Raw genomic sequence first — 19,075 nt, 5'->3', positions numbered from 1 at the left:
CCCATGGCGCGCCCGAGAGGCGCGGGGGCGCGCGCGGCCGGGCGGACGCTAGTTGCGCAGATGCGGCAGGCTCTGCGCGCAGAACCAGGGCTCGGCGCCGCTGATGACGCCGGAGCGCACGACTTCGCCGGCCGGATGCAGCGAGCTTCCGGCCTCGTCCTCGGCCACGCCGGCGATCGCCTGCAGGCAGCGGCGCGTCCAGTGGTCGATGCTGTTGTCGCGCAGCACGCGCATGAGGTCGCCCCAGCGCTCCTGACGCTCGCCGAGCGGCATGGCCACCGCCCGCGCGATCGCCGCCGCCGTCGCGCCGATGTCATAGGGGTTGACGAGCAGCGCGGCCTCAAGCTCCTGCGCCGCGCCGGCGAACTGCGACAGCACGAGCACGCCCGGATCTTCTGGCGGCTGCGCCGCGACGAACTCCTTGGCGACGAGATTCATGCCGTCGCGCAGCGGCGTCACGAGGCCGACCTTCGCCAGCCGGTAGAGGCCGGCGAGCGCCGACTGGCTGAGCGGCTTGTTGATGTAGCGCAGCGGCGTCCAGTCGACGTCGCCGAATTTTCCGTTGAGTTGGCCGACCTCCTCGGCCACCTCGCGCTGGATGCGGGCGTATTCCGGCACCTCCGACCGCGACTTCGGCGTGATCTGGAGCATGGTCACGCGCGCCTTCGCGGCTTCGGGACTGGCCTCGAGATAGGCCCCGAACGCCTCGATGCGATGCTTGATCCCCTTGGAGTAGTCGAGCCTGTCGACGCCGATGATCATGTCGCGGCCCTCAAGGCTCGCGCGCAGGCGCTTGACGAGCGAATTGCGCTCGGCGAGCCGCGCCTCGAGCGCGAAGGACTCGGGGTCGATCGAGATCGGGAAGGCTTCGACCTCGAAGCTGCGGCCATAGGCCTCGACGCGCCCGCCGGCGCGCGGCTTCGCGCCCGCCGCCTCGATCAGGCAGTCGCGGAAATTGTCGGCGTCGGGCTGGGTCTGGAAGCCGACGACGTCATAGGCCGAGAACGCGCGCAGCAGGCGCTCGTAATGCGGCAGGGCCTGGGCCGTCGCCGGCGCGGGCCACGGAATATGGTGGAAATAGCCGATCCGGTTCTTCACCCCCTGCCGGCGCAGCGCCTCGGCCAGCGGGATCATGTGGTAGTCATGAATCCAGATGACGTCGTCGGGCGCGACGAGCCGCGCAAGCCGCCGGGCGAAGAATTCATTGACGCGGAAATAGCCTTCCGCGCAGCGCTCCGACATATGGGCGAGGTCGAGCCGGTAATGGCAGATCGGCCATAGCACGCGATTGGCGAAGCCGTGGTAATATTCCTCCACGTCGCGACGCGTGAGATCGGCCACGGCGAAGGTGATCGGGCCGACCGTCTTCTTGGCGAGATCCCGGCTTTCGGCCTCGGCGGCGGTCTTGCCGGACCAGCCGAACCATACGCCGCCGCGGACGCGCAGCGCCGCCTGGAGCGCGACGGCGAGGCCGCCCGCCGCCGGCGCGCCCGAATTCGAAGGAACGGGAACACGGTTTGACGCGACGATCAACCTGCCGACAGAACCGCCGGCCGTTTTCGAAACCGGCTTGTAAAGAAGGTCGAGGTTAACCATGAGCGGGAGCTTCTCCTCTTCTGGCCCTATCCTTGCCTCGACAACGCCGCCCGCCGCCAATCGTTTCATGGCTAACGGGTTGCGCTTTTCGTCAAGGCTCAGACTTGGCGGAGATCATGGCGAAGCTTTGGCTTGTCGAAGGCGATGCGGCGGCGCGCTCGCGACGATGTGAAGATCGCGCCGCGAAAATGGGCGGATCGCGGCGCGGCGCCTGGCCGCGTCAGCCGGCGAGGTCCGCGCCGGCTTCGACCTTCATGTCGAAGGCCGCGGCGAACAGGGCGCGCGTATAGTCGCTTTTGGGACGGGCGAGCAGTTCGGCCGCCGGCCCCTCCTCGACGAGCCGGCCGCCGCGCATCACCATGATGCGGTTGGCGAGCGCGCGCACGACGCGAAGATCATGGCTGATGAACAGATAGGCGAGGCCATGGCTGCGCTGCAGGTCGCGCAGCAGCTCGACGATCTGCGCCTGCACCGACATGTCGAGCGCCGAGGTCGGCTCGTCGAGCACGACGAACTTCGGTTCGAGCGCCATGGCCCGGGCGATGGCGACGCGCTGGCGCTGCCCGCCCGAGAACTCATGCGGATAGCGGTCCATCATCGCCGGGTCGAGCCCCGCCGCCTGGAGCGCGCGCGCCACGATCCGCCGTTTTTCTCCGTAGTCGAGCCCGTGGCGCTGCGCGGCGAGGCCTTCCGCCACGATGTCGACGACCGGCAGGCGCGGCGACAGCGAGCCATAGGGGTCCTGAAACACGATCTGCATGTCGCGGCGCAGCGGCCGCAGGGCGGCGAACTTCAGCCCGTCGATGCGCCGGCCCATGAACACGACCGGCCCCCGCGAGGCGATGAGCCGCAGCAGCGCAAGGCCGAGCGTGGTCTTGCCCGAGCCCGATTCGCCGACGACGCCGACGGTCTCGCCCTCGCGCACCATGACGCTCACGCCGTCGACCGCCTTCACATGGCCGACCGTGCGGCGGAAGAAGCCGCGCTTGATCGGAAACCAGACGCGCAGGCCCTCGGCGCTCATGATCGGCTTCGCGTCGGGGTTTGCGGGCGCGGCCTCCCCCTTCGGCTCGGCGGCGAGCAGCGCCTGCGTATAGGCGTGCTCTGGGTCGGCGAACACGGCCTCGACGGGCCCCGCCTCGACGACGCGGCCTTTTCGCATCACGCAGACGTCGTCGGCGATCCTGCGCACGATGTTGAGGTCATGGGTGATGAACAGCATGGCCATGCCATGGCGCGTCTGCAGGCTCTTCAGAAGTTCGAGGATCTGCGCCTGCACCGTCACGTCGAGGGCGGTCGTCGGCTCGTCGGCGATGAACAGGTCCGGCCGGTTGGCGAGCGCCATGGCGATCATGACGCGCTGGCGCTGGCCCCCTGAGAGCTGGTGCGGATAGGCGCCGAGCCGCGTCTGCGGATCGGGGATGCCGACCTCGGTCAGAAGCTCGACGACGCGGGCGCGCACCGCCTGCGCCCCGCGCATGCCGTGCAGTTCGAGAATCTCGCCGATCTGCCGCTCGATCACATGGAGCGGGTTGAGCGAGGTCATCGGCTCCTGGAACACCATGGTGATCCGCGCCCCGCGAATGGCGCGCAGCCGCGCTTCGGACGCGGACAGCAGGTCCTCGCCGTCAAACAGCGCCGCGCCCCGCGTCTGCGCGCCCTGCGGCAGCAGCCGCAGCAGCGAGAGCGCGGTCACCGACTTGCCGGAGCCGGACTCCCCCACGAGCGCCAGCGTGCGCCCGCGTTCGAGCGTGAAGGAGATTTCGCGCACGGCCTGCGTCTCGCTCTCGCCGGAGCGGAACGAGACGGCGAGGCTCCTGACGTCGAGGAGGGGGACGCCGGAGGCCGGACGTTCGGGCGTCGCATTCATCTGCCGCTCCTGCGAATGCCGCTTCTGCGAAAGGGCGCGCCGGACCGGCGCGGGCGCGTCCGTCCGGCGTCGGTTTCGGCAAAGCCCGTCGGCGCGTCGAACCGGCTCACCGCAGCGTCTTCCTCGGGTCGAAGGCGTCGCGCACCGCCTCGCCGATGAACACCAGCAGCGAGAGCATCAGCGCGATGACGATGAAGCCCGTGAGGCCGAGCCAGGGCGCCTGGAGGTTCGACTTGCCCTGCAGCAGAAGCTCGCCCAGCGAGGGCGAGCCCGGCGGCAGGCCGAAGCCGAGAAAGTCGAGCGCCGTCAGCGTGGTGATGGAGGAGTTCAGCACGAAGGGCAGGAACGTCAGCGTCGCCACGGTGGCGTTCGGCAGGACATGGCGCAAGATGATCGCGCCATTGCCGAGGCCGAGCGCGCGGGCCGCGTTGACATATTCGAAATTGCGCGTGCGCAGGCATTCGGCCCGCACCACATGGACGAGCGAGACCCACGAGAACAGCAAAAGGATGCCGAGCAGCACGAAGAAGCTCGGCGTGATGATCGAGGAGATGATGATCAGGAGATAGAGATAGGGCAGCGACGACCAGATCTCGATGAAGCGCTGGAACAGAAGGTCCGTCCAGCCGCCGTAATAGCCCTGCAGCGCGCCGGCGGCGACGCCGATGACGGAGGAGACTGCGCACAGGATCAGCCCGAACAGCAGCGACAGGCGGAAGCCGTAGAGAAGCCGCGCCAGCACGTCGCGCCCCTGGTCGTCGGTGCCGAGCCAGTTCCATTCGATCGCCGAGCAGTCTTTTGGCGCGTCGGGCCTGCCGAAGCGCGCCGCCGCCGCCGCGCATTGCTCATGCGACAGCATCCAGGTCGGCGGCGAGGGAGCCGGCGTCGGCAGCTGTCGGTTGATCGTGCGGTAGGAGAAGCGCACCGGCGGCCAGACCATGAAGCCGTGCTTTTCGATCTCGTCGGAGATCGCCGCGTCGCGATAGTCGGTGCGGGCGAGGAAGCCGCCGAATTTTTCCTCCGGATAGTCGCGGAAGATCGGGAACAGCGCCTCGCCCTTGTACATCGCGAAGATCGGCCGGTCGTTGGCGATGAACTCCGAAAACAGCGACCCGACGAACAGGACCATGAAGATCCAGAACGACCAGTAGCCGCGCTTGTGCGCCTTGAACAGCGCGAGCCTGCGCCGGTTGATGGGGCTCAGCCCCTTCTTCCAGACCGGCGCGCCGGGGCTCGCCGCCTCGGGCGCTTCGGACTTTGGCGCGCCGGGCCCGGCGGCCGGGAGCGTCGCGGTTTCGGGCGCGGCGGCGGCGCGCCCGTCGGTTCCGGCCAAAGGCGCGCGCATCAGGCCTCCCGCGTCGAGAAATCGATGCGCGGATCGATCCACATGTAGGTGAGGTCCGAGACGAGGTTCACGAACAGGCCGAGCAGCGACATGATGTAGAGCGTCGCGAACACCACCGGATAGTCGCGGTTGACGATCGATTCGAAGGACAAAAGCCCGAGCCCGTCGAGCGAGAAGATGGTCTCGATCAGCAGCGAGCCGCCGAGGAAGGCGCCGATGAAGGCGCCCGGAAAGCCCGCGACCACGATCATCATGGCGTTGCGGAACACATGACCATAGAGCACGCGCCGCTCGGAAAGGCCCTTCATGCGCGCCGTCAGCACATATTGCTTGCGGATCTCGTCGAGGAAGGAATTCTTGGTGAGGAAGGTCGAGGTGGCGAAGGCCCCGAGCGTCAGCGCCGCGACCGGCAGGGTCACGTGCCAGAGATAGTCCTTCACTTTTCCCAGGAGCGAGAGCTGGTCGAAATTTTCCGACGTCAGCCCGCGCAGCGGAAACACCTGCCAGAACGAGCCGCCGGCGAAGAGCACGATGAGCAGGATCGCGAACAGGAAGCTCGGGATGGCGTAGCCGACGATCACCACGCCCGAGGTCCAGACGTCGAAGCGCGAGCCGTCGGCGACCGCCTTCTTGATGCCGAGCGGAATCGAGATGGCGTAGGAGAGCAGCGTCATCCACAGGCCGAGCGAGATCGAGACCGGCAGCTTCTCCTTGATGAGCTCAAGGACCGGCGTGTCGCGGAAATAGGAGCGGCCGAAGTCGAGCAGGGCGTAGTTCTTCAGCATCAGGAAGAAGCGCTCATGGGCCGGCTTGTCGAAGCCGAACTGTTTTTCGAGCTCGGCGATGAATTTCGGGTCGAGCCCCTGCGCGCCGCGATATTTGGCCGAGAAATCGCCGGCGCCGGCCGCGCTCTCCGCCGCGCCGCCGCCGCCGCCGAAATTGGCCGTGGCGCCGGCGTCGAGGCCCTGAAGCTGCGCCAGGATGCGCTCGACCGGGCCGCCCGGCGCGAACTGCACGATGACGAAGGAGATCAGCAGAATCCCGAAGACGGTCGGGATCATGAGCAGGATGCGGCGGGCGATGTAGGCGAGCATCGGGTCAGCGGCCGGGGAATTTCATGCGGGCGTATTTCTCCTCGTCGATCCACCAGCTGTTCAGCACGCCCATGTCGTAGCGCGGCCCGCGCCCGGGACGGCCGAACACGTCCCAGAAGGCGACGAGATGGTTCGGCTTGTTCCACATCGGAACCCAGGGGTGCATGGCGCGCAGGATGCGGTCGATGGCGCGGCAGACGACGACGAGCTCCTCTCGCGTCTCGACGACGAGCGCCTTGTCGATCAGCGCGTCGACGATCCTGCTCTTCACGCCCGAGACGTTGCGCGAGCCGGGCATGTCGGCCGCCTCCGAGCCGAAGGTCGCGCGCATTCCCTCGCCCGGCGCGAGGCCGAGGCCGAAGCGGGAGGTCACCACGTCATAGTCGAAATCGTCGGTGCGGCGCTTGTATTGGGCGGCGTCGACGATGCGGTAGCGGGCCTCGATCCCGAGCAGGCGCAGGTTCTTGATGAAGGGCGCCGTGTGCGGCTGGAGCGCGCCGTCATAGTCGAGGAACTCGATCTCGAAGGGCTTTCCCTCGGGCGTCAGCAGGCTTGAGCCGCTGCGCGCGCAGCCGGCCGCGAGCAGCATGTCGTTGGCCCTGCGCAGCAGCGCGCGGTCCTGCCCCGAACCGTCCGACGCGGGCGGGACATAGGCCTCGCCGAAGACCGCCGGGTCGAGCTCGGCGCGATAGGGGTCGAGCAGCGCGACTTCCTGCGGCGAGGGAAGCCCCGAGGCGGCGAAAGGCGAGTTCTGGAAGAACGAGGTCGTGCGCGCATAGACCCCGTACATGATGTTGCGGTTGGTCCACTCGAAGTCGAAGGCGAGGCCGATCGCCTCGCGCACGCGCTTGTCCCTGAACTTGTCGCGCCGCATGTTGAGGAACCAGCCCTGCGTCCCCATCGGCGACTCGTCGGGCAGCGTCTCGCGCAGCACGCGCCCGTCCTTCACGGCCGCGAAGTCGTAGCCCGTCGCCCATGTCGCCGAGGTGAACTCCTCGCGGAAGGTGAAGACGCCGGCCTTGAACGCCTCGAAGGCGACTTTGCGGTCGGCGAAATATTCGAAGCGCACGCGGTCGAAATTCGACTGGCCGACGTTCACCGGCAGGTCGCGCCCCCAATAGTCCGGGACGCGGTCGAAGGTGATGAAGCGTCCCTGATCGAAGCGCCCGACCCTGTAGGGGCCTGAGCCCAGCGGCGGCTCGAGCGTCGTCTGGTCGAAGTCATGCGTCGCATAATAGGCTTTGGAGAAGATCGGCTGGCCCGCGACGATCAGCGGCGCGTCGCGGCTTCGCTGCGGCTTCAGCCTGACCATGACGACGTCCTGCGCCTCCGCCTCGGCGGCGTCGAGGTCGCGCAGCGCCTGGCGGATCGAGGGGTGGCCCTTCTCGCGCAGGATGTTCAGCGAGAAGGCGACGTCCTGCGCGGTCAGGGCCGAGCCGTCGTGGAAGCGCGCCTCGGGGCGCAGCAGGAAGCGGAAGACGTTGCGGTCGGGCGAGACGCGCACCGCGCGCGCGACGAGGCCGTAGAGCGAATCCGGCTCGTCGGCGTTGCCGGCCATCAGGCTGTCGAAGATCAGCCCCATGCCGGCGGCGCCGTCGCCTTTCAGGATATAGACGTTCAGCGTGTTGAAGGTGGTGAAGTTCTGGTTGCCCGACGTCGCGCTCACCTGCAGCGCGATCTCGCCGCCCTTGGGCGCCTCCGGGTTCACATAGGCGAAATGGGGAAAATCGGCGGGAAGGGCGAGGTCGCCGAAGATCGACAGGCCGTGGCTCTCCGCCCCGGCGGCGGGCGCGGCCGTCGGGGCCGCGGCGGGTTCGCCCGCGGCTTCGGCGACGGAGGCGAGCGCGAGAAGCTGCGGCGTCGCGAGGCCGAGCGCGGCGGAGCGCAGCATGGCGCGGCGCGTCAGGGCGTGCGGGAGGGCCTGCGGAAAGGCGGAAGACCAGGGCAAGACGCATCCTTCGTCGAACGGAGCGCAGAGCCTATAGAGGACGCGCGCGAAAGGAAACAGCCGCGCGCCGCGAGAGGCCGGCGCGCGCGGACGCGGCCGAGAATGCCCGCCCGGAGCGCCCGGGCGAGTAAAAACCATGTGTCATGACAAAGAGTTAACAATAAGGCCGCAGCGCGGCGCGCGGCCGCGCCGGCGTCACGCGCCTATTTGCCCGGCAGCGCCGCCGGCGCGTCGGACAGCGTATGCAGATAGTCGATGATGTCGGCGCGCTTCTGCGGGTCGGCCTCGCCGGCGAAGGACATCTTGGTGCCCGAGACGAAGCTCTTGGGCGAAGTGATGAAATGGTCGAGGTCGTCGAAGGTCCATTCTCCGCCCTTGGCTTTCATGCCGTCGGAATAGCTGAAGCCCGCGACCGAGCCCTTCGGCCGGTCGACGACGCCATAAAGCGGCGGGCCGGCCTTGGCCGCGCCGCCCTTGTCGAAGCTGTGGCAGGCCGCGCAGGCCTTGGCGGCGGCCTGGCCCTTGGCGACGTCGGCCTTGGCGAGCCGCTCCGGCAGCGGGGCGACGGCGGCGGCGGCCGGCGCCGCCTGATGGGCCTCGGGCGCGACGGCGACGGCGAAGCCCGGCGTTTCGAGATGCGGATGCGAGAAGATCATGTCGCCGATCACGCTCAGGCCCATGGCGAGCAGCAGCGCGCCGAGAACGGCTCCGGCGATCTTATTGACTTCAAAGGAAAACAAGGGCGTCTTCTCCGAATGGGCGGGCCGGTCTTGTGTCCGGGAGGCGCGCGCCCCCGGCCGCCGGCTTGGACTTGGTCCAGATTAGCCGCTCCCCTGTCTCGATCAACCGGATTTCTCGGGCTTTTCCGCAAGGGCGCGGCGTGCGATAGCGAGCCTTCGCAACTTCCCCGCCAAGGACCATGACCGAAAAGTTCATCGCCTATCAGGGCGAACCCGGGGCCAATTCAGAAATGGCCTGCCTCGACGCCTATCCCGGATGGACGCCGCTGCCCTGCGACACCTTCGAGGACGCCCTCGTCGCCATCGCCGAAGGCGCGGCCGGGCTCGGCATGATCCCGATCGAAAATTCGATCGCCGGCCGCGTCGCCGACATCCATCACCTGCTGCCGCGCGCGAACCTCCATATCGTGGGCGAATATTTCCTGCCCATCAATTTCCAGCTTCTCGGCGTCCGGGGCGCGACGCTTGAAGGGCTGAGGCAGGTGTTCAGCCACGTCCATGCGCTCGGCCAGTGCCGCAAGATCATCCGCAGGCTCGGCCTCAGCGCGCATGTCGCGGCCGACACGGCGGGCTCCGCGCGCGAGGTCGCCGAATGGGGCGACCCGGCCAGGGCCTCGCTCGCCACGGCGCGGGCGGCCGAGATCTACGGGCTCGACGTCCTTGCGCGCGACGTCAACGACGAGCCGCACAACACGACGCGCTTCGTGGTGCTGTCGAAAGCGCCCGACTGGGCCGATCCGTCGCCCGAATCGCCGACGGTGACGAGCTTCGTGTTCCGGGTGCGTAACGTGCCGGCGGCGCTCTACAAGGCGCTCGGCGGCTTCGCCACCAACGGCGTCAACATGACCAAGCTCGAAAGCTATATGGTCGAGGGGCAGTTCACGGCGACGCAGTTTCTCGCCGACGTCGACGGCCACCCCGACGAGCCGGGCCTCGCCCGCGCGCTCGAGGAGCTCGCCTTCTTCTGCCGCGAACTCAAGATCCTCGGGGTCTATCCGGCGCATCCGTTCAGGATCGAGAGCCGCGCCAGCGGGCGGGGCTGAGGCGCCGCGTCAGAGGCCGCGCGCCAGCCAGGCGGCGGCCCCGGCGCCGGCCGCGCGGCCGGTGGCGAAGCAGGCCTGCAGCAGATAGCCGCCGGTCGGCGCCTCCCAGTCGAGCATTTCGCCGGCGACGAACACGCCGGGGCGCCGCCGCAGCATGAAATTCTCGTCGATCTCGTCGAACGCCACGCCGCCCGCGGTCGAGATCGCCCGGGCGATCGGCGCGACGCCGGTCAGCCTGACGGGGACGGCGTTGACGAGGCGGGCGAGCGCCGGCGCCGCGAACTCGCCGAGCGGCCGCCCCATGGCCCGCGCGCCCTCGTGCAGAAGCCCGACCGCGACCGGCGCGAGCCTGAGCGTCTTGCGCGCGAAGGTCGCGAAGGACTGCTTTGGATCGCGCGCCGCAAGCCGGCGCGAAAGCTCGTCGAGGGTGAGGTCGGGCTTCAGCGCGATCTCGAGCGTCGCCGCGCCGTCCCGCGCGATCGCCTCGCGCAGCGGCGCCGAGAGCGCATAGAGCGCCCCGCCCTCGAGCCCCGCCCGCGTCGCCACCGCCTCGCCGCGCACGCGCGCGCCCTCAAAAGACAGCGCGATCCCCTTCAGCGGCTCGCCCTCGAAGACGTCGCGGAAATGCTCGGACCATTCCGTCAGGAAGCCGCAATTGGCCGGGCGCAGCGGGGTGACGGCGACCGCCTCGCGCCGCATCAGCTCCGTCCATGCGCCGTCGGAGCCAAGCTTCGGCCAGCTCGCCCCGCCAAGCGCCAGCACCACGGCGTCGGCCGTCACCTTCGTCTCGCCCTGCGGCGTGTCGAACACGAGCGCCGCGCCGTCGAAGCCGCGCCAGTCGCGGCGGGCCTCGAGCGTCACGCCGAGCGCGCCGAGCCGCCTGAGCCAGGCGCGCAGCAGCGGCGAGGCCTTGAAGGAGGCGGGAAAGACCCGCCCGCTCGACCCGACGAAGGTCGCAACGCCAAGCCCCTCGCTCCAGGCGCGCAGCGCAGCGGGCGAAAACGCCTCGAGCGCCGCGCGCAGCCGCTCGCGCGCCGCGCCGTAGCGCGAGAGAAGAATCTCGAAATCCTCGCCATGCGTCAGGTTCAGCCCGCCGCGCCCGGCGAGCAGGAACTTGCGCCCCGGCGCCGCCATGCGGTCATGGACCGAGACCCTGAGCCCGGCCAGGGCGAGCGTTTCGGCCGCGGCGAGCCCGGCGGGGCCGGCGCCGACGACGGCGACATGAAACGGCGGCATGGCGGCGCTCAGGGCGTTGCGTCGGGCGCGTCCCGGCGGAGCGCGCCCGACAGCGCCCGACGCAGGCCGTGCAGCTGGTCGACAAGATGCAGGATCACGTCGACGCCGGCGTCGTTGACGCCCATGTCGGCGCGCAGCTCGCGGATGAGGCAGGCGCGCGCGACGTCGGCGTCGGAGAACTCCTCGGCCTCGCCCGACCGGCGCGGGACCAGCCAGCGCTCGGCGATGAACACCTCGAGCGCCTCGCGCTCGATGCGCGCGCGCAGCATGAATTCGCGCCGGTCGACAAGCCGAATTTGGCGCGCGGATCATAGCCCGCGCCGGCCCAGTTCGATACGAAAGCCTCAAGATCCGCGTCGGGCTTTTCGGGCAGGACGAGCTTCAGCGTCACATATTCGTCGCCGCGCCCGCCGTCCGGCCGCGCCGCGCCCTTGCCCTTGAGGCGGAGCTTCGCGCCGGAGCTCGCGCCCTTCGGCAGCTTCATGCTGACGGCGCCCGTGGGGGTCGGCACGGCGACCTCCCTGCCGAGGACCGCCTCGGCGAGGCTGACCGGCAGGGTCAGATGGATGTCGTCGCCCTCGCGCGTGAAGATTTTATGCGGCCTGACCTCGATTTCGACCAGCGCGTCGCCCGCGGGGCCGCCGTCGAAGCCAGGCTCCCCCCGGCCCCTGAGGCGCAGCGTCTGGCCGTCCTCGGCGCCTGGCGGAATGGTCACGTCGAGCGTCTCGCCCTCGGGCAGGGTCACGCGCGCGGCGCCGCCGTTGACGGCGACGAGGAATTCGACCGGCAGCCGGTAGCGGACGTCGCGCCCGCGCATGGGGCCGGCGCGCCGGCGCGCCCCGCGCAGGATGCTGGCGAGCGTCTCGTCGTCGAGGAAATCGGCGTAGCCGGATTCGCTGGCGTAAGGATCGTCCGCCCCCGAAGCGTCGGCGTAATTGCGGTAATACTGGCGCGGCGGGCGCTCGGCGCCGGAGGCGTCGATCTCGCCGGCGTCGAAACGGCGCCGCTTCTCGGGATCGCCCAGAAGGTCATGGGCGGCGGCGGCTTCCTTGAAACGCTCCTCGGCGGCCTTGTCGCCCGGGTTGAGGTCCGGGTGATGCGCCTTGGCGAGCTTGCGATAGGCCTTGCGGATCGCGTCCTGATCCGCGTCGCGGGCGACGCCGAGCGTCTCATAGGGGTCCCTGGCCGCCATCCGCGCTCCATCCGGCCGCCCGCATCCTGCGCGCCCCGCCGGCCGTCCGCGGCGGGACCGCCGCGGCCCCGCCGCTTCCTACCATCAACGCCCGGCTTTTTGCAGCCCTCAATCAGCCGTGACCCGCGTTTGCGTCGCAGCGCTTGAAGCAGAGGGGGATTCATGCTTGAGCAGGGAGAGCCCCCGTGCGCGTCGCCGGCGGCGGCCCTGTCGCGCGACCTTGCGGACAGGGCGGCCGGTCAGGGCCGAACATCAGCTTCCTTCCGCGGCGGCGTTCGCCTCCGCTTCATGATTCTTCTAAAAGTTCAGGGGACCGCCAAAATGAACACCAGAATTTTCGCCCTCGGCGCGGCGCTCGCGCTCGCCGTCCCGGCCTCGGCTTTCGCCAATGATCCGTTCTCCGGCATGTCGCAGGGCTATGCCGCGGGACAGGCTTCGGGCGGCCCGATCGGCGGGCTGATCGGCGGCGCGGGCGGCGCTCTCGTCGGCGGCATCGAGGGCGGCGCGCAGGTGCTGGGCGCGGGCGTCGGCGCCGGGGCCCAGGTCGTCGGGTCGGGCGCGAACGCCGTCGGCCAGGGCGCGCAGGTGATCGCCGGCGTCGCTCCGGCGCAGTGGCCCTCGCTGCAGAGCTATGTGCGCCAGTATCACATCCCGTCCTCGACCTCGAGCAAGCCCGTGGCCGCCAGCGCCCGCATTCCGAAGGGCGTGCCGCTCTATGTCGTGCCGGCCGAGTTCCACGTCCATCCGCGCCTCCTGTTCACGGTGGTGAACGGCCAGATCGTGCTCGTCGACCGCTCGACCCGCCGCATCGCCCAGGTCGTGGGCCCGGCCTGAATTCTCGCGCGCCCCGCCGGAGCGCCGGCGGGGCGGCCGCGCCCGCGGGCGTGGGCCGCGAACCGCGCCGGGAGCGAGGCCGTCGCTTGACAGCCCCCGCCCCTGCGCCTATGTCGAAGCCCTCGCGCCGCCAGGCGGCGACGGGGCGGAGTAGCTCAGCCGGCTAGAGCAGAGGAATCATAATCCTTGTGTCGGGGGTTCGAGTCCCTCCTCCGCTACCACCGCAAACCCACTATGCGCGCCAGTTGGCGGCAAGGACGGAGCCTGCGTCAGATTGGCCAGCCTTCCGACCAGCGTGACCTGAACCTGATGTCGAGGCTCAGTTGGCGCGACGACGACAGCCTCGACCAGCTCCCGCAGCGCATCGCGGCCCGCCGCGTCGAGCGCGCCCGGCCCTGACTTCCCCAGGCGTTCGATCGCATCGAGATAGCGTGCGACGGCCGCCGGATGCAGCGCCACGACGTTGGCCAGCACCGGATGCGCGTCTTGCCGGTCTTGTCCTTGTCGTGGACCGACATTCCACCGCCGCAGGCGCCGCATTTGAGCAGGCCAGACAGCAGCCGCTTGGGCGTGCGATGGCTGCGGGGATCGCCCGTGCGGCTCTGGCGGCGGCGATTCACCATCTCGAAAACATCCTCGTCGACGATCCGCAGATGCGGCGCTTCGGCGATGCGCCACTCCTCCGGCGGCTTGGGCCGCGAGACGCGCCCGCCGGTCGACGGATCGCCCACCATGCCGACGCGATTCCAGACGATCCGACCAACATAGATCTCATTGTGCAGCAGCCCATTACGCCGGTGCGCCGAGCCATTGATCGTCGAGGCGTTCCAGCGCTCGCCACGCGGCGGCATGCCCTCGCGATTGAGCTCACCGGCGATCGCCCGCGGCGTCGCGCCGTCGGCATAGGCCGAAAAAATGCGCCGCACCACGGCCGCCTCGGCCGCGACGATCTCGAGCTCGCCACGCTTGCCGGCCATGGGGCGATAGCCATAGGCCCGTCCGCCGGCGTGGCGCCCGGAGCGCACGACGGCGTCCATGCCGCGCCGGACCTTCTTCGCGCCGTCTTCGCGATAGAGCTGGGCGACGAGCCCGCGCAAGCCGACCGTGACCGTATCGGCCAGCCCCTCATGCACGGCGCGCAGGCGCGCAAGCGCCCGCACGAAAGCGACGAGCGCGGGGTCGGGAGGTTTGGCGGGCGCGCGCCTTCGAATCGTCATCAGGCCCCCGCCATCGCATGGAGCGTCTCGCAGCGTGCGCTCATCTCGCCGCGCCTCGCGGCGCGGCCTCGCTCATGGAGACTCCCGTGTCGGCCCTGAGCGCGCCGCGGGCGACGATGGTGCGGCTCGCCTCGTAGACCTTGAGAAGCTCAGGGGCCTCGACCTTGATCGTGAAGCCGATGTCGGCCGCGCCCTCGATCCTGACCGGCTGCGGCGCTCCCGGCGCCAGAGCTTTCGGCAGCCGCTCGTGGCGTCGTAGCCGCGAAAGCTCCGGTCGGTCGTGAAGCTCGCCGGCGACGACGCCCGGCGCGCCTACGACGTCCTGGCGCATCGACGGCGGCAGCGGCAGGCCGCCTAATGAAGGCCCCATGCCGAGCTCGAGGCCCATCGAGGCGCGCGCGGCGGCCGCGCGCTCGATCTCGTCGAGCTTCTTCTTCGCCGCTTCGGCCTCCCGCAACGCCCGGCCGGTCTGGTCGAGATCGTCGCCAAGCTTGTCAGTTCCCCAGAGACCGAACGTGCCATACCATGAACCGCCTCCGCCCTTCGTGAACGCGGTCTGCGCCCGCTCCTCCTCCTGCCGCCGACGGTCGAGATCGGCCGATGTAACGCGCAGCCTTTCGACCTCGCCGCGGCTTGGCGGCGCGGGCGCCTGCGAAGGCGCGCCAAGCGCCGTCAGCGCCTGTGTCGCGCCTTCAAGAACAGGAGTCACGACGGGCGCGATCGTCTCGCCGACCTTGCCGACGAACACGTCCCAGGCGGAGCTCATCCGGTCGACCTTCGATTTCGTCGTGTCGAGCTGGCGCTGAAGATCGCGCTGGTTGGCTCCGAACGCGGTTTCGTTGATCTCGCGTGCGGCGGACTTATAGAACTCCTTGAATTTTATGAGCGCCATAATCCCCTCGCGCGCCTGGCGGTCGGGGAAAAGCTTGGCGATCTTGAACGGGTCGCCGTGGGTCATCTTCTCGACGAGATCGGTCATCGTCGTGACGTAGTCGACGCCATTCCTTGCGCCGTCCTTCAGCGCCCTCTCGATGTCGACGCCCTGGTCCTTGAAGCGCTTCGTCGTGTCGGCGGAGGTGATCTTGTCGAAATAGTTGAGCAGGTTGTTGGCGGCTTCCTCGCCCGTCGCCGCGGTTCGACGCGTCGTCTCGAGCATGGCGACGATCATGGTCAGCCCCTCCTCGCCGACGAGGCCAAGCGCCTTGGCGCGCGAGGCGACGGCGGGCAGTTCGCGCGCCATGTTGCGCAGTTCGAACGAGCCAAGCTTGCCGCCCTTGGCCATGATGTCGAACGCCCGATCGAGCTTGTGCGTCTCGATGTCGAGGTTCTGCATCAAGGCGACGCCGGCGTCGACGAGCCGACGCTGTTGATCCTTGACGCGAAGCTTGATCTTGAATGACGACCGTCACGGTCGCGCATGAGGCAGCCCGCGCGCGAGCGAGTCGGCCGCCGAGCGCGGATCGATCCCGCCCAGCGCTTCCCTCCAGGCGGCGTCGTTGAAGAAAAACATCGCGCTGTCCGCGCTTCGCTAGCCGGCCGTCATCTGCGCCCGCCAGGGAGGACGCACAGCCTGGAGAGCGCCGCCCGCTCGACTTTTTCGGCACGATCGGTCGCTGGATCGGCGGCCTCGAGTCCCGATGCTCGCCTTGCCGCGGGGTTTGCGTGCAAAGCTCCTCAAGCGCTTCGCTGCGAGCCCGCGTCAGCTCCGTGCGGAGGCCTTCGACCCTCGGCTGAAACGCCTTCTGCGCGAAGTTCGCGGCGCGCGCCAACGCCGATGCAAGAAGGGCGCTGTCGGACGTATGCTTCTTTCGGCTCTCGTCGATGTGCAGAGGGTCGAAGGGCGCCGCCTTGGCGGCGAGCGGCTCGGCGAGCTCGAGGAAGCGCCCAGCCCTGCGCGCGACGCCAGTTCGAGCGCGGCGACGCACGAGCGGTCGATCTTCGACGCGCCGGCGAGCGCGTCGTCGCCCCGCCGAAGCCCATCTAAACATCGGATAGCCCACCTGTGTCAGGAAGATCGCAGGCGCGTGTCAGGGATGTCCGGCTGTTTTCTCAAAGTCCGGCTAGCGTTATTCCGGGTGCAGGCTTGCCCGCAGAGGAGGGAGGGCCGGGGAAGGACCCGCGACCATGCTTGGTCACGCCAGCTCCCGCTCAAGCTGTTTGATCGCCGCCGAAGCTCGAGGCCGCCGTCGACGTCTCAAACGCTGCGGCCGCACCGCTTCGAACGATCTCCGTCAGGAGCGCAGGCCCATAGAGCTCGCGGATCGGAAAGCGCTTCGGACCAAGCCGCGCGCGCCGCCCTCAGGGCCGAAGCTGCGCTCGATACGCTGGCGACGCTCTATGTCTTCGCGATCACCGCTTAACAAGCGTGCAGCGAACTCGTTGAACGGCGGCGTCTTACCTGTCGCGACGACACATGCTGCAGCCGCCACAGCGCCGCCCGCGCCCAGTCCTTGCCGGAATCGGCCGCGCGCGCCGCGATCGATAAATATTTCTTCATCCCCACATAGCCGTCGTGACAGTTCACAAGAGTTCCCGCCGCTTCCAGGCTGATGGCGAATGTCCTGACATGCTCGTGAAAAATCTGGTGAAGGCGCTGACCTCGGAATAGCCGAGAACCTGCGCGACGCCGCCGACGCTCATGCCGGTGTCGCGGAGCAGCTGGCTCGCCATCTCGAAGCGCGCTTCGTTGACAGCCTGCCGGAACGAGACGCCGCGGGCCTTCAACGCGCGGTCGAGCGCCCGCGGGTGCGTCACGAGCAGTTCGGCGGTCGCCTTCAGCGACGGCGTCCCCGCCAGCACCGAGGGGACGAGGACGCGCATCACGCGGTCCAGCGCGTCGGGCTGAAGGACGTTCCAGCGGTCCGCAATGAACTTGCGGATCTCGCGGCGACGCTCCGGGTCCGCGCCCGGAATCGCTTTCATTCGCGCGGCGCGCGGGAAAACCAACCCGAAATGCTCCGCCTCGAAAACCACTTTCGCACGGCCGAACGCCCGCTTGTAGGGTGTTGGGTCGTTGGGCCGCGGCAAAGACAACAGCGCGCGCGTCGGCTCGACGCCGCACAGCTCGGCGAAGACCGGGCGTCCGAACGCCGTCGCGGCGGCGCTGAAAAGGGCCGACCCACGCAAGCCCGGATGATGCACCCGGTGTCCAATCAGGAACTCGTCGTCTTTCCAGTCGATCAGATAGATGCTCGCGCCGCGCACGTAGCGCGGATGGTTGGCGACGAAATCCAACAGGGCCGAGCCGAAGTCCGGAGCGGAGCCGAGCAGCTTGCCGACCACACCGAGATGATCGAGGCGCGCGCAGGCGCCGAGGACGAGAGGAAAGTCGGCGCGCCCCGTCGCCTCCACGCATTTGAGCAACAGGTCGCACACGACCGGAAACGGAAGCCTGCCGTCGATATCGCACAGCGCGGCCGGATCGAGGCCGAGAGCCGCGAAAAGCGGGCCGGGTTCGACATTCATCTTACGCAGCACGAAGGGAACTTCGACAAGCGCGCCGACGCGTTGCAAGGGTTGGGCCGCGCCGGCCGGCGGGCTCGCGCGGTCCGAAACTCCCGGCTCACGGGCGGCTTGTAGAATATTTGACGGATCGTTCATGCCGCGCGCCGTCGCTGTGAGGCCGGCGGACATCGAGCGGGCTTTGTCGAAAAATGTCAAGATCGGGGCGGCGGACGCCGCTAGCTTCCGCGCCAACCGCCCAGGGGAGACGCCGGAAGCGGAAGCGAGGAAACTCCTATGTATTATACTGACGACTCCATTCTGCCGGAAAACATGGCGCCGCTGATCATCACGGCCGCGCCCTTTGGACCGGAGTGGCTGCCCGGCGACGCCGACATTCCCCTCACCTGGGACGAGCAGGTTCAACAGGCGGTCGACTGCTACAACGCCGGCGCGACCATGCTGCACGTTCATGTGCGCGATCCTGCGACGGGACAGGGCTCGGTCGATTTCGACCAGTACAATTACTTCCTCGGCCGCCTGCGGCAGGCGGTGCCGAAGATGATTCTGCAGGTCGGCGGGTCGATCTCCTTCTCGCCGCACACGCCGGAGGCGAAGGCGAAGTGGCTCAGCTACGACACGCGGCACATGCTCGCCGAGCTCGACCCCAAGCCCGAATTCGTCACGATCGCCACCGGCACGACGCAATGGGACATCATGTCGATGATGATCCCCGAGGACATCGTCGGGACGCATCTTGAGAACAATCCGCAGGTCCAGGCCGCCTGGGCGGGGATGTACGTCGACGCCGGTCCGGCGTTCTATCTCGAGCATCTGAAGCGCCTGCGCGCGCATGGCATCCAGCCCTATTTCGTGCCCGGCCACATCCACCAGATGGAGATCATCGAGCGCCTGATCCGCGCCGGCGCCTATATGGGCCCGATGAACATGGCCATCGCCGGCTATGGCGGCGGCACGCTCGGACGCAACCCCTACCACTGGATGGACTTCCTGCGTCAGGCGCCGCAGGGCGCGGTGACGACCTTCTGGTCGAGCATGCGAGGCCTGATCTCGCTCTCGGCGATGGCCATTGTGCTCGGCCAGCATGTGCGCGTCGGCAATGAGGACAATCTCTGGGGCGCCGACAGGAAGCGCAAAACCTCCGTGCAGCAGGTCGAGGGCGCGGTGCGCATCTGCGAGGAGTTCGGCCGCAAGGTCGCGACCACCGACGAGGCGCGCGAGATCATGAAGGTCGGCGTGTGGTACGATAGCGTCGAGGAGACCCTGCGCGAGCTCGGCCTGCCGCCGAACCGCCGCGACGGCGAGAAGGGCTTCCTCGTCTACGACACGGACGGGAAGAAGACCACCGCCAGGACCGGCGGCGATTCGCACCCGATGTCCTACTGCATGGCGCCGCCGGAGACTGTCAAAGTCGCGATGGAGGCTGTGAAGGCGGCGCAGGCCAAGGCCCCGGCCTGATTTCTGACGAGCGCGGCGAAAGCTCGCCGCGCTTCATCGC

General features: G+C 68.9%; 14 protein-coding genes, 1 tRNA gene and 1 pseudogene. 4 read left to right on the top strand and 12 right to left on the bottom strand.

The genetic code is table 11. The annotated features are described in order from the left end of the window. Positions 1-48: 48 nt before the first annotated feature. From ACILRB_RS03225 to ACILRB_RS03200, 6 genes are all read right to left on the bottom strand, one after another. The gene (locus ACILRB_RS03225) at positions 49-1,596 is read right to left on the bottom strand and encodes a trehalose-6-phosphate synthase (RefSeq protein ID WP_395664853.1); all 1,548 of its coding nucleotides are present in this window, start codon (positions 1,594-1,596) and stop codon (positions 49-51) included. 220 nt (positions 1,597-1,816) lie between these two features. After that, positions 1,817-3,466 (bottom strand): ABC transporter ATP-binding protein, encoded by a 1,650-nt coding sequence (locus tag ACILRB_RS03220; protein ID WP_395664852.1) that lies wholly within the window; start codon positions 3,464-3,466, stop codon positions 1,817-1,819. Positions 3,467-3,572: 106 nt separating this feature from the next. After that, a complete protein-coding gene (locus ACILRB_RS03215; protein ID WP_395664851.1) occupies positions 3,573-4,811 on the bottom strand; it encodes an ABC transporter permease in 1,239 nt (412 codons plus the stop codon). Next, positions 4,811-5,905, bottom strand: coding sequence for a microcin C ABC transporter permease YejB (locus ACILRB_RS03210; RefSeq protein WP_395664850.1), 1,095 nt, complete (start codon positions 5,903-5,905; stop codon positions 4,811-4,813). The genes ACILRB_RS03215 and ACILRB_RS03210 overlap by 1 nt, the downstream gene beginning before the upstream one ends. 4 nt (positions 5,906-5,909) lie before the next feature. Further along, on the bottom strand, positions 5,910-7,796 hold the full coding sequence (locus ACILRB_RS03205; protein ID WP_395664968.1) for an extracellular solute-binding protein: 1,887 nt from the start codon (positions 7,794-7,796) through the stop codon (positions 5,910-5,912). A gap of 260 nt (positions 7,797-8,056) precedes the next feature. Continuing rightward, positions 8,057-8,593 carry a c-type cytochrome gene (locus tag ACILRB_RS03200; RefSeq protein ID WP_395664849.1) on the bottom strand — a complete coding sequence of 179 codons (537 nt, stop codon included), beginning with the start codon at positions 8,591-8,593 and terminating at the stop codon, positions 8,057-8,059. Between the two features lie 179 nt (positions 8,594-8,772). Here ACILRB_RS03200 and ACILRB_RS03195 point away from each other — a divergent pair, with 179 nt between their 5' ends. Then, the gene (locus ACILRB_RS03195) at positions 8,773-9,636 is read left to right on the top strand and encodes a prephenate dehydratase (protein WP_395664848.1); all 864 of its coding nucleotides are present in this window, start codon (positions 8,773-8,775) and stop codon (positions 9,634-9,636) included. 9 nt (positions 9,637-9,645) lie between these two features. On the opposite strand, the gene ACILRB_RS03190 is transcribed toward ACILRB_RS03195, so the two are convergent. The 3 genes and pseudogenes from ACILRB_RS03190 to ACILRB_RS03180 form a co-directional block, all read right to left on the bottom strand. Continuing rightward, positions 9,646-10,872, bottom strand: coding sequence for a TIGR03862 family flavoprotein (locus ACILRB_RS03190; RefSeq protein WP_395664847.1), 1,227 nt, complete (start codon positions 10,870-10,872; stop codon positions 9,646-9,648). Positions 10,873-10,880: 8 nt separating this feature from the next. Then, complete coding sequence (locus tag ACILRB_RS03185) at positions 10,881-11,141, bottom strand: chaperone modulator CbpM (RefSeq protein ID WP_395664846.1); 261 nt, start codon at positions 11,139-11,141, stop codon at positions 10,881-10,883. 110 nt (positions 11,142-11,251) lie between these two features. Further along, positions 11,252-12,064 (bottom strand): annotated as a pseudogene (locus ACILRB_RS03180) (DnaJ C-terminal domain-containing protein); the annotation flags it as partial. A 321-nt stretch (positions 12,065-12,385) separates the two neighbouring features. On the opposite strand from ACILRB_RS03180, the gene ACILRB_RS03175 reads away from it, so the two are divergent. Both ACILRB_RS03175 and ACILRB_RS03170 read left to right on the top strand, forming a co-directional pair. Further along, positions 12,386-12,898: a DUF1236 domain-containing protein gene (locus ACILRB_RS03175; protein ID WP_395664845.1), complete on the top strand. Its 513-nt coding sequence runs from the start codon at positions 12,386-12,388 to the stop codon at positions 12,896-12,898. A 144-nt stretch (positions 12,899-13,042) separates the two neighbouring features. Further along, a tRNA-Met gene (locus ACILRB_RS03170) sits at positions 13,043-13,119 on the top strand. A 48-nt stretch (positions 13,120-13,167) separates the two neighbouring features. On the opposite strand, the gene ACILRB_RS03165 is transcribed toward ACILRB_RS03170, so the two are convergent. The 3 genes from ACILRB_RS03165 to ACILRB_RS03155 form a co-directional block, all read right to left on the bottom strand. Continuing rightward, positions 13,168-14,115: a recombinase family protein gene (locus tag ACILRB_RS03165; protein ID WP_395664844.1), complete on the bottom strand. Its 948-nt coding sequence runs from the start codon at positions 14,113-14,115 to the stop codon at positions 13,168-13,170. A gap of 40 nt (positions 14,116-14,155) precedes the next feature. Beyond that, on the bottom strand, positions 14,156-15,505 hold the full coding sequence (locus ACILRB_RS03160) for a phage tail tape measure protein (RefSeq protein ID WP_395664967.1): 1,350 nt from the start codon (positions 15,503-15,505) through the stop codon (positions 14,156-14,158). Between the two features lie 1,130 nt (positions 15,506-16,635). Beyond that, positions 16,636-17,715, bottom strand: a complete 1,080-nt coding sequence (locus tag ACILRB_RS03155; protein ID WP_395664843.1) for a helix-turn-helix domain-containing protein — start codon at positions 17,713-17,715, stop codon at positions 16,636-16,638. Between the two features lie 138 nt (positions 17,716-17,853). On the opposite strand from ACILRB_RS03155, the gene ACILRB_RS03150 reads away from it, so the two are divergent. Then, positions 17,854-19,035 (top strand): 3-keto-5-aminohexanoate cleavage protein, encoded by a 1,182-nt coding sequence (locus ACILRB_RS03150; protein ID WP_395664842.1) that lies wholly within the window; start codon positions 17,854-17,856, stop codon positions 19,033-19,035. Positions 19,036-19,075 lie beyond the last annotated feature (40 nt).

It is taken from the genome of Methylocella sp. (genome assembly GCF_044226135.1).
Classification (GTDB): Bacteria; Pseudomonadota; Alphaproteobacteria; order Rhizobiales; family Beijerinckiaceae; genus Methylocapsa.
This window is presented reverse-complemented; position numbering and strand designations above follow the sequence as displayed.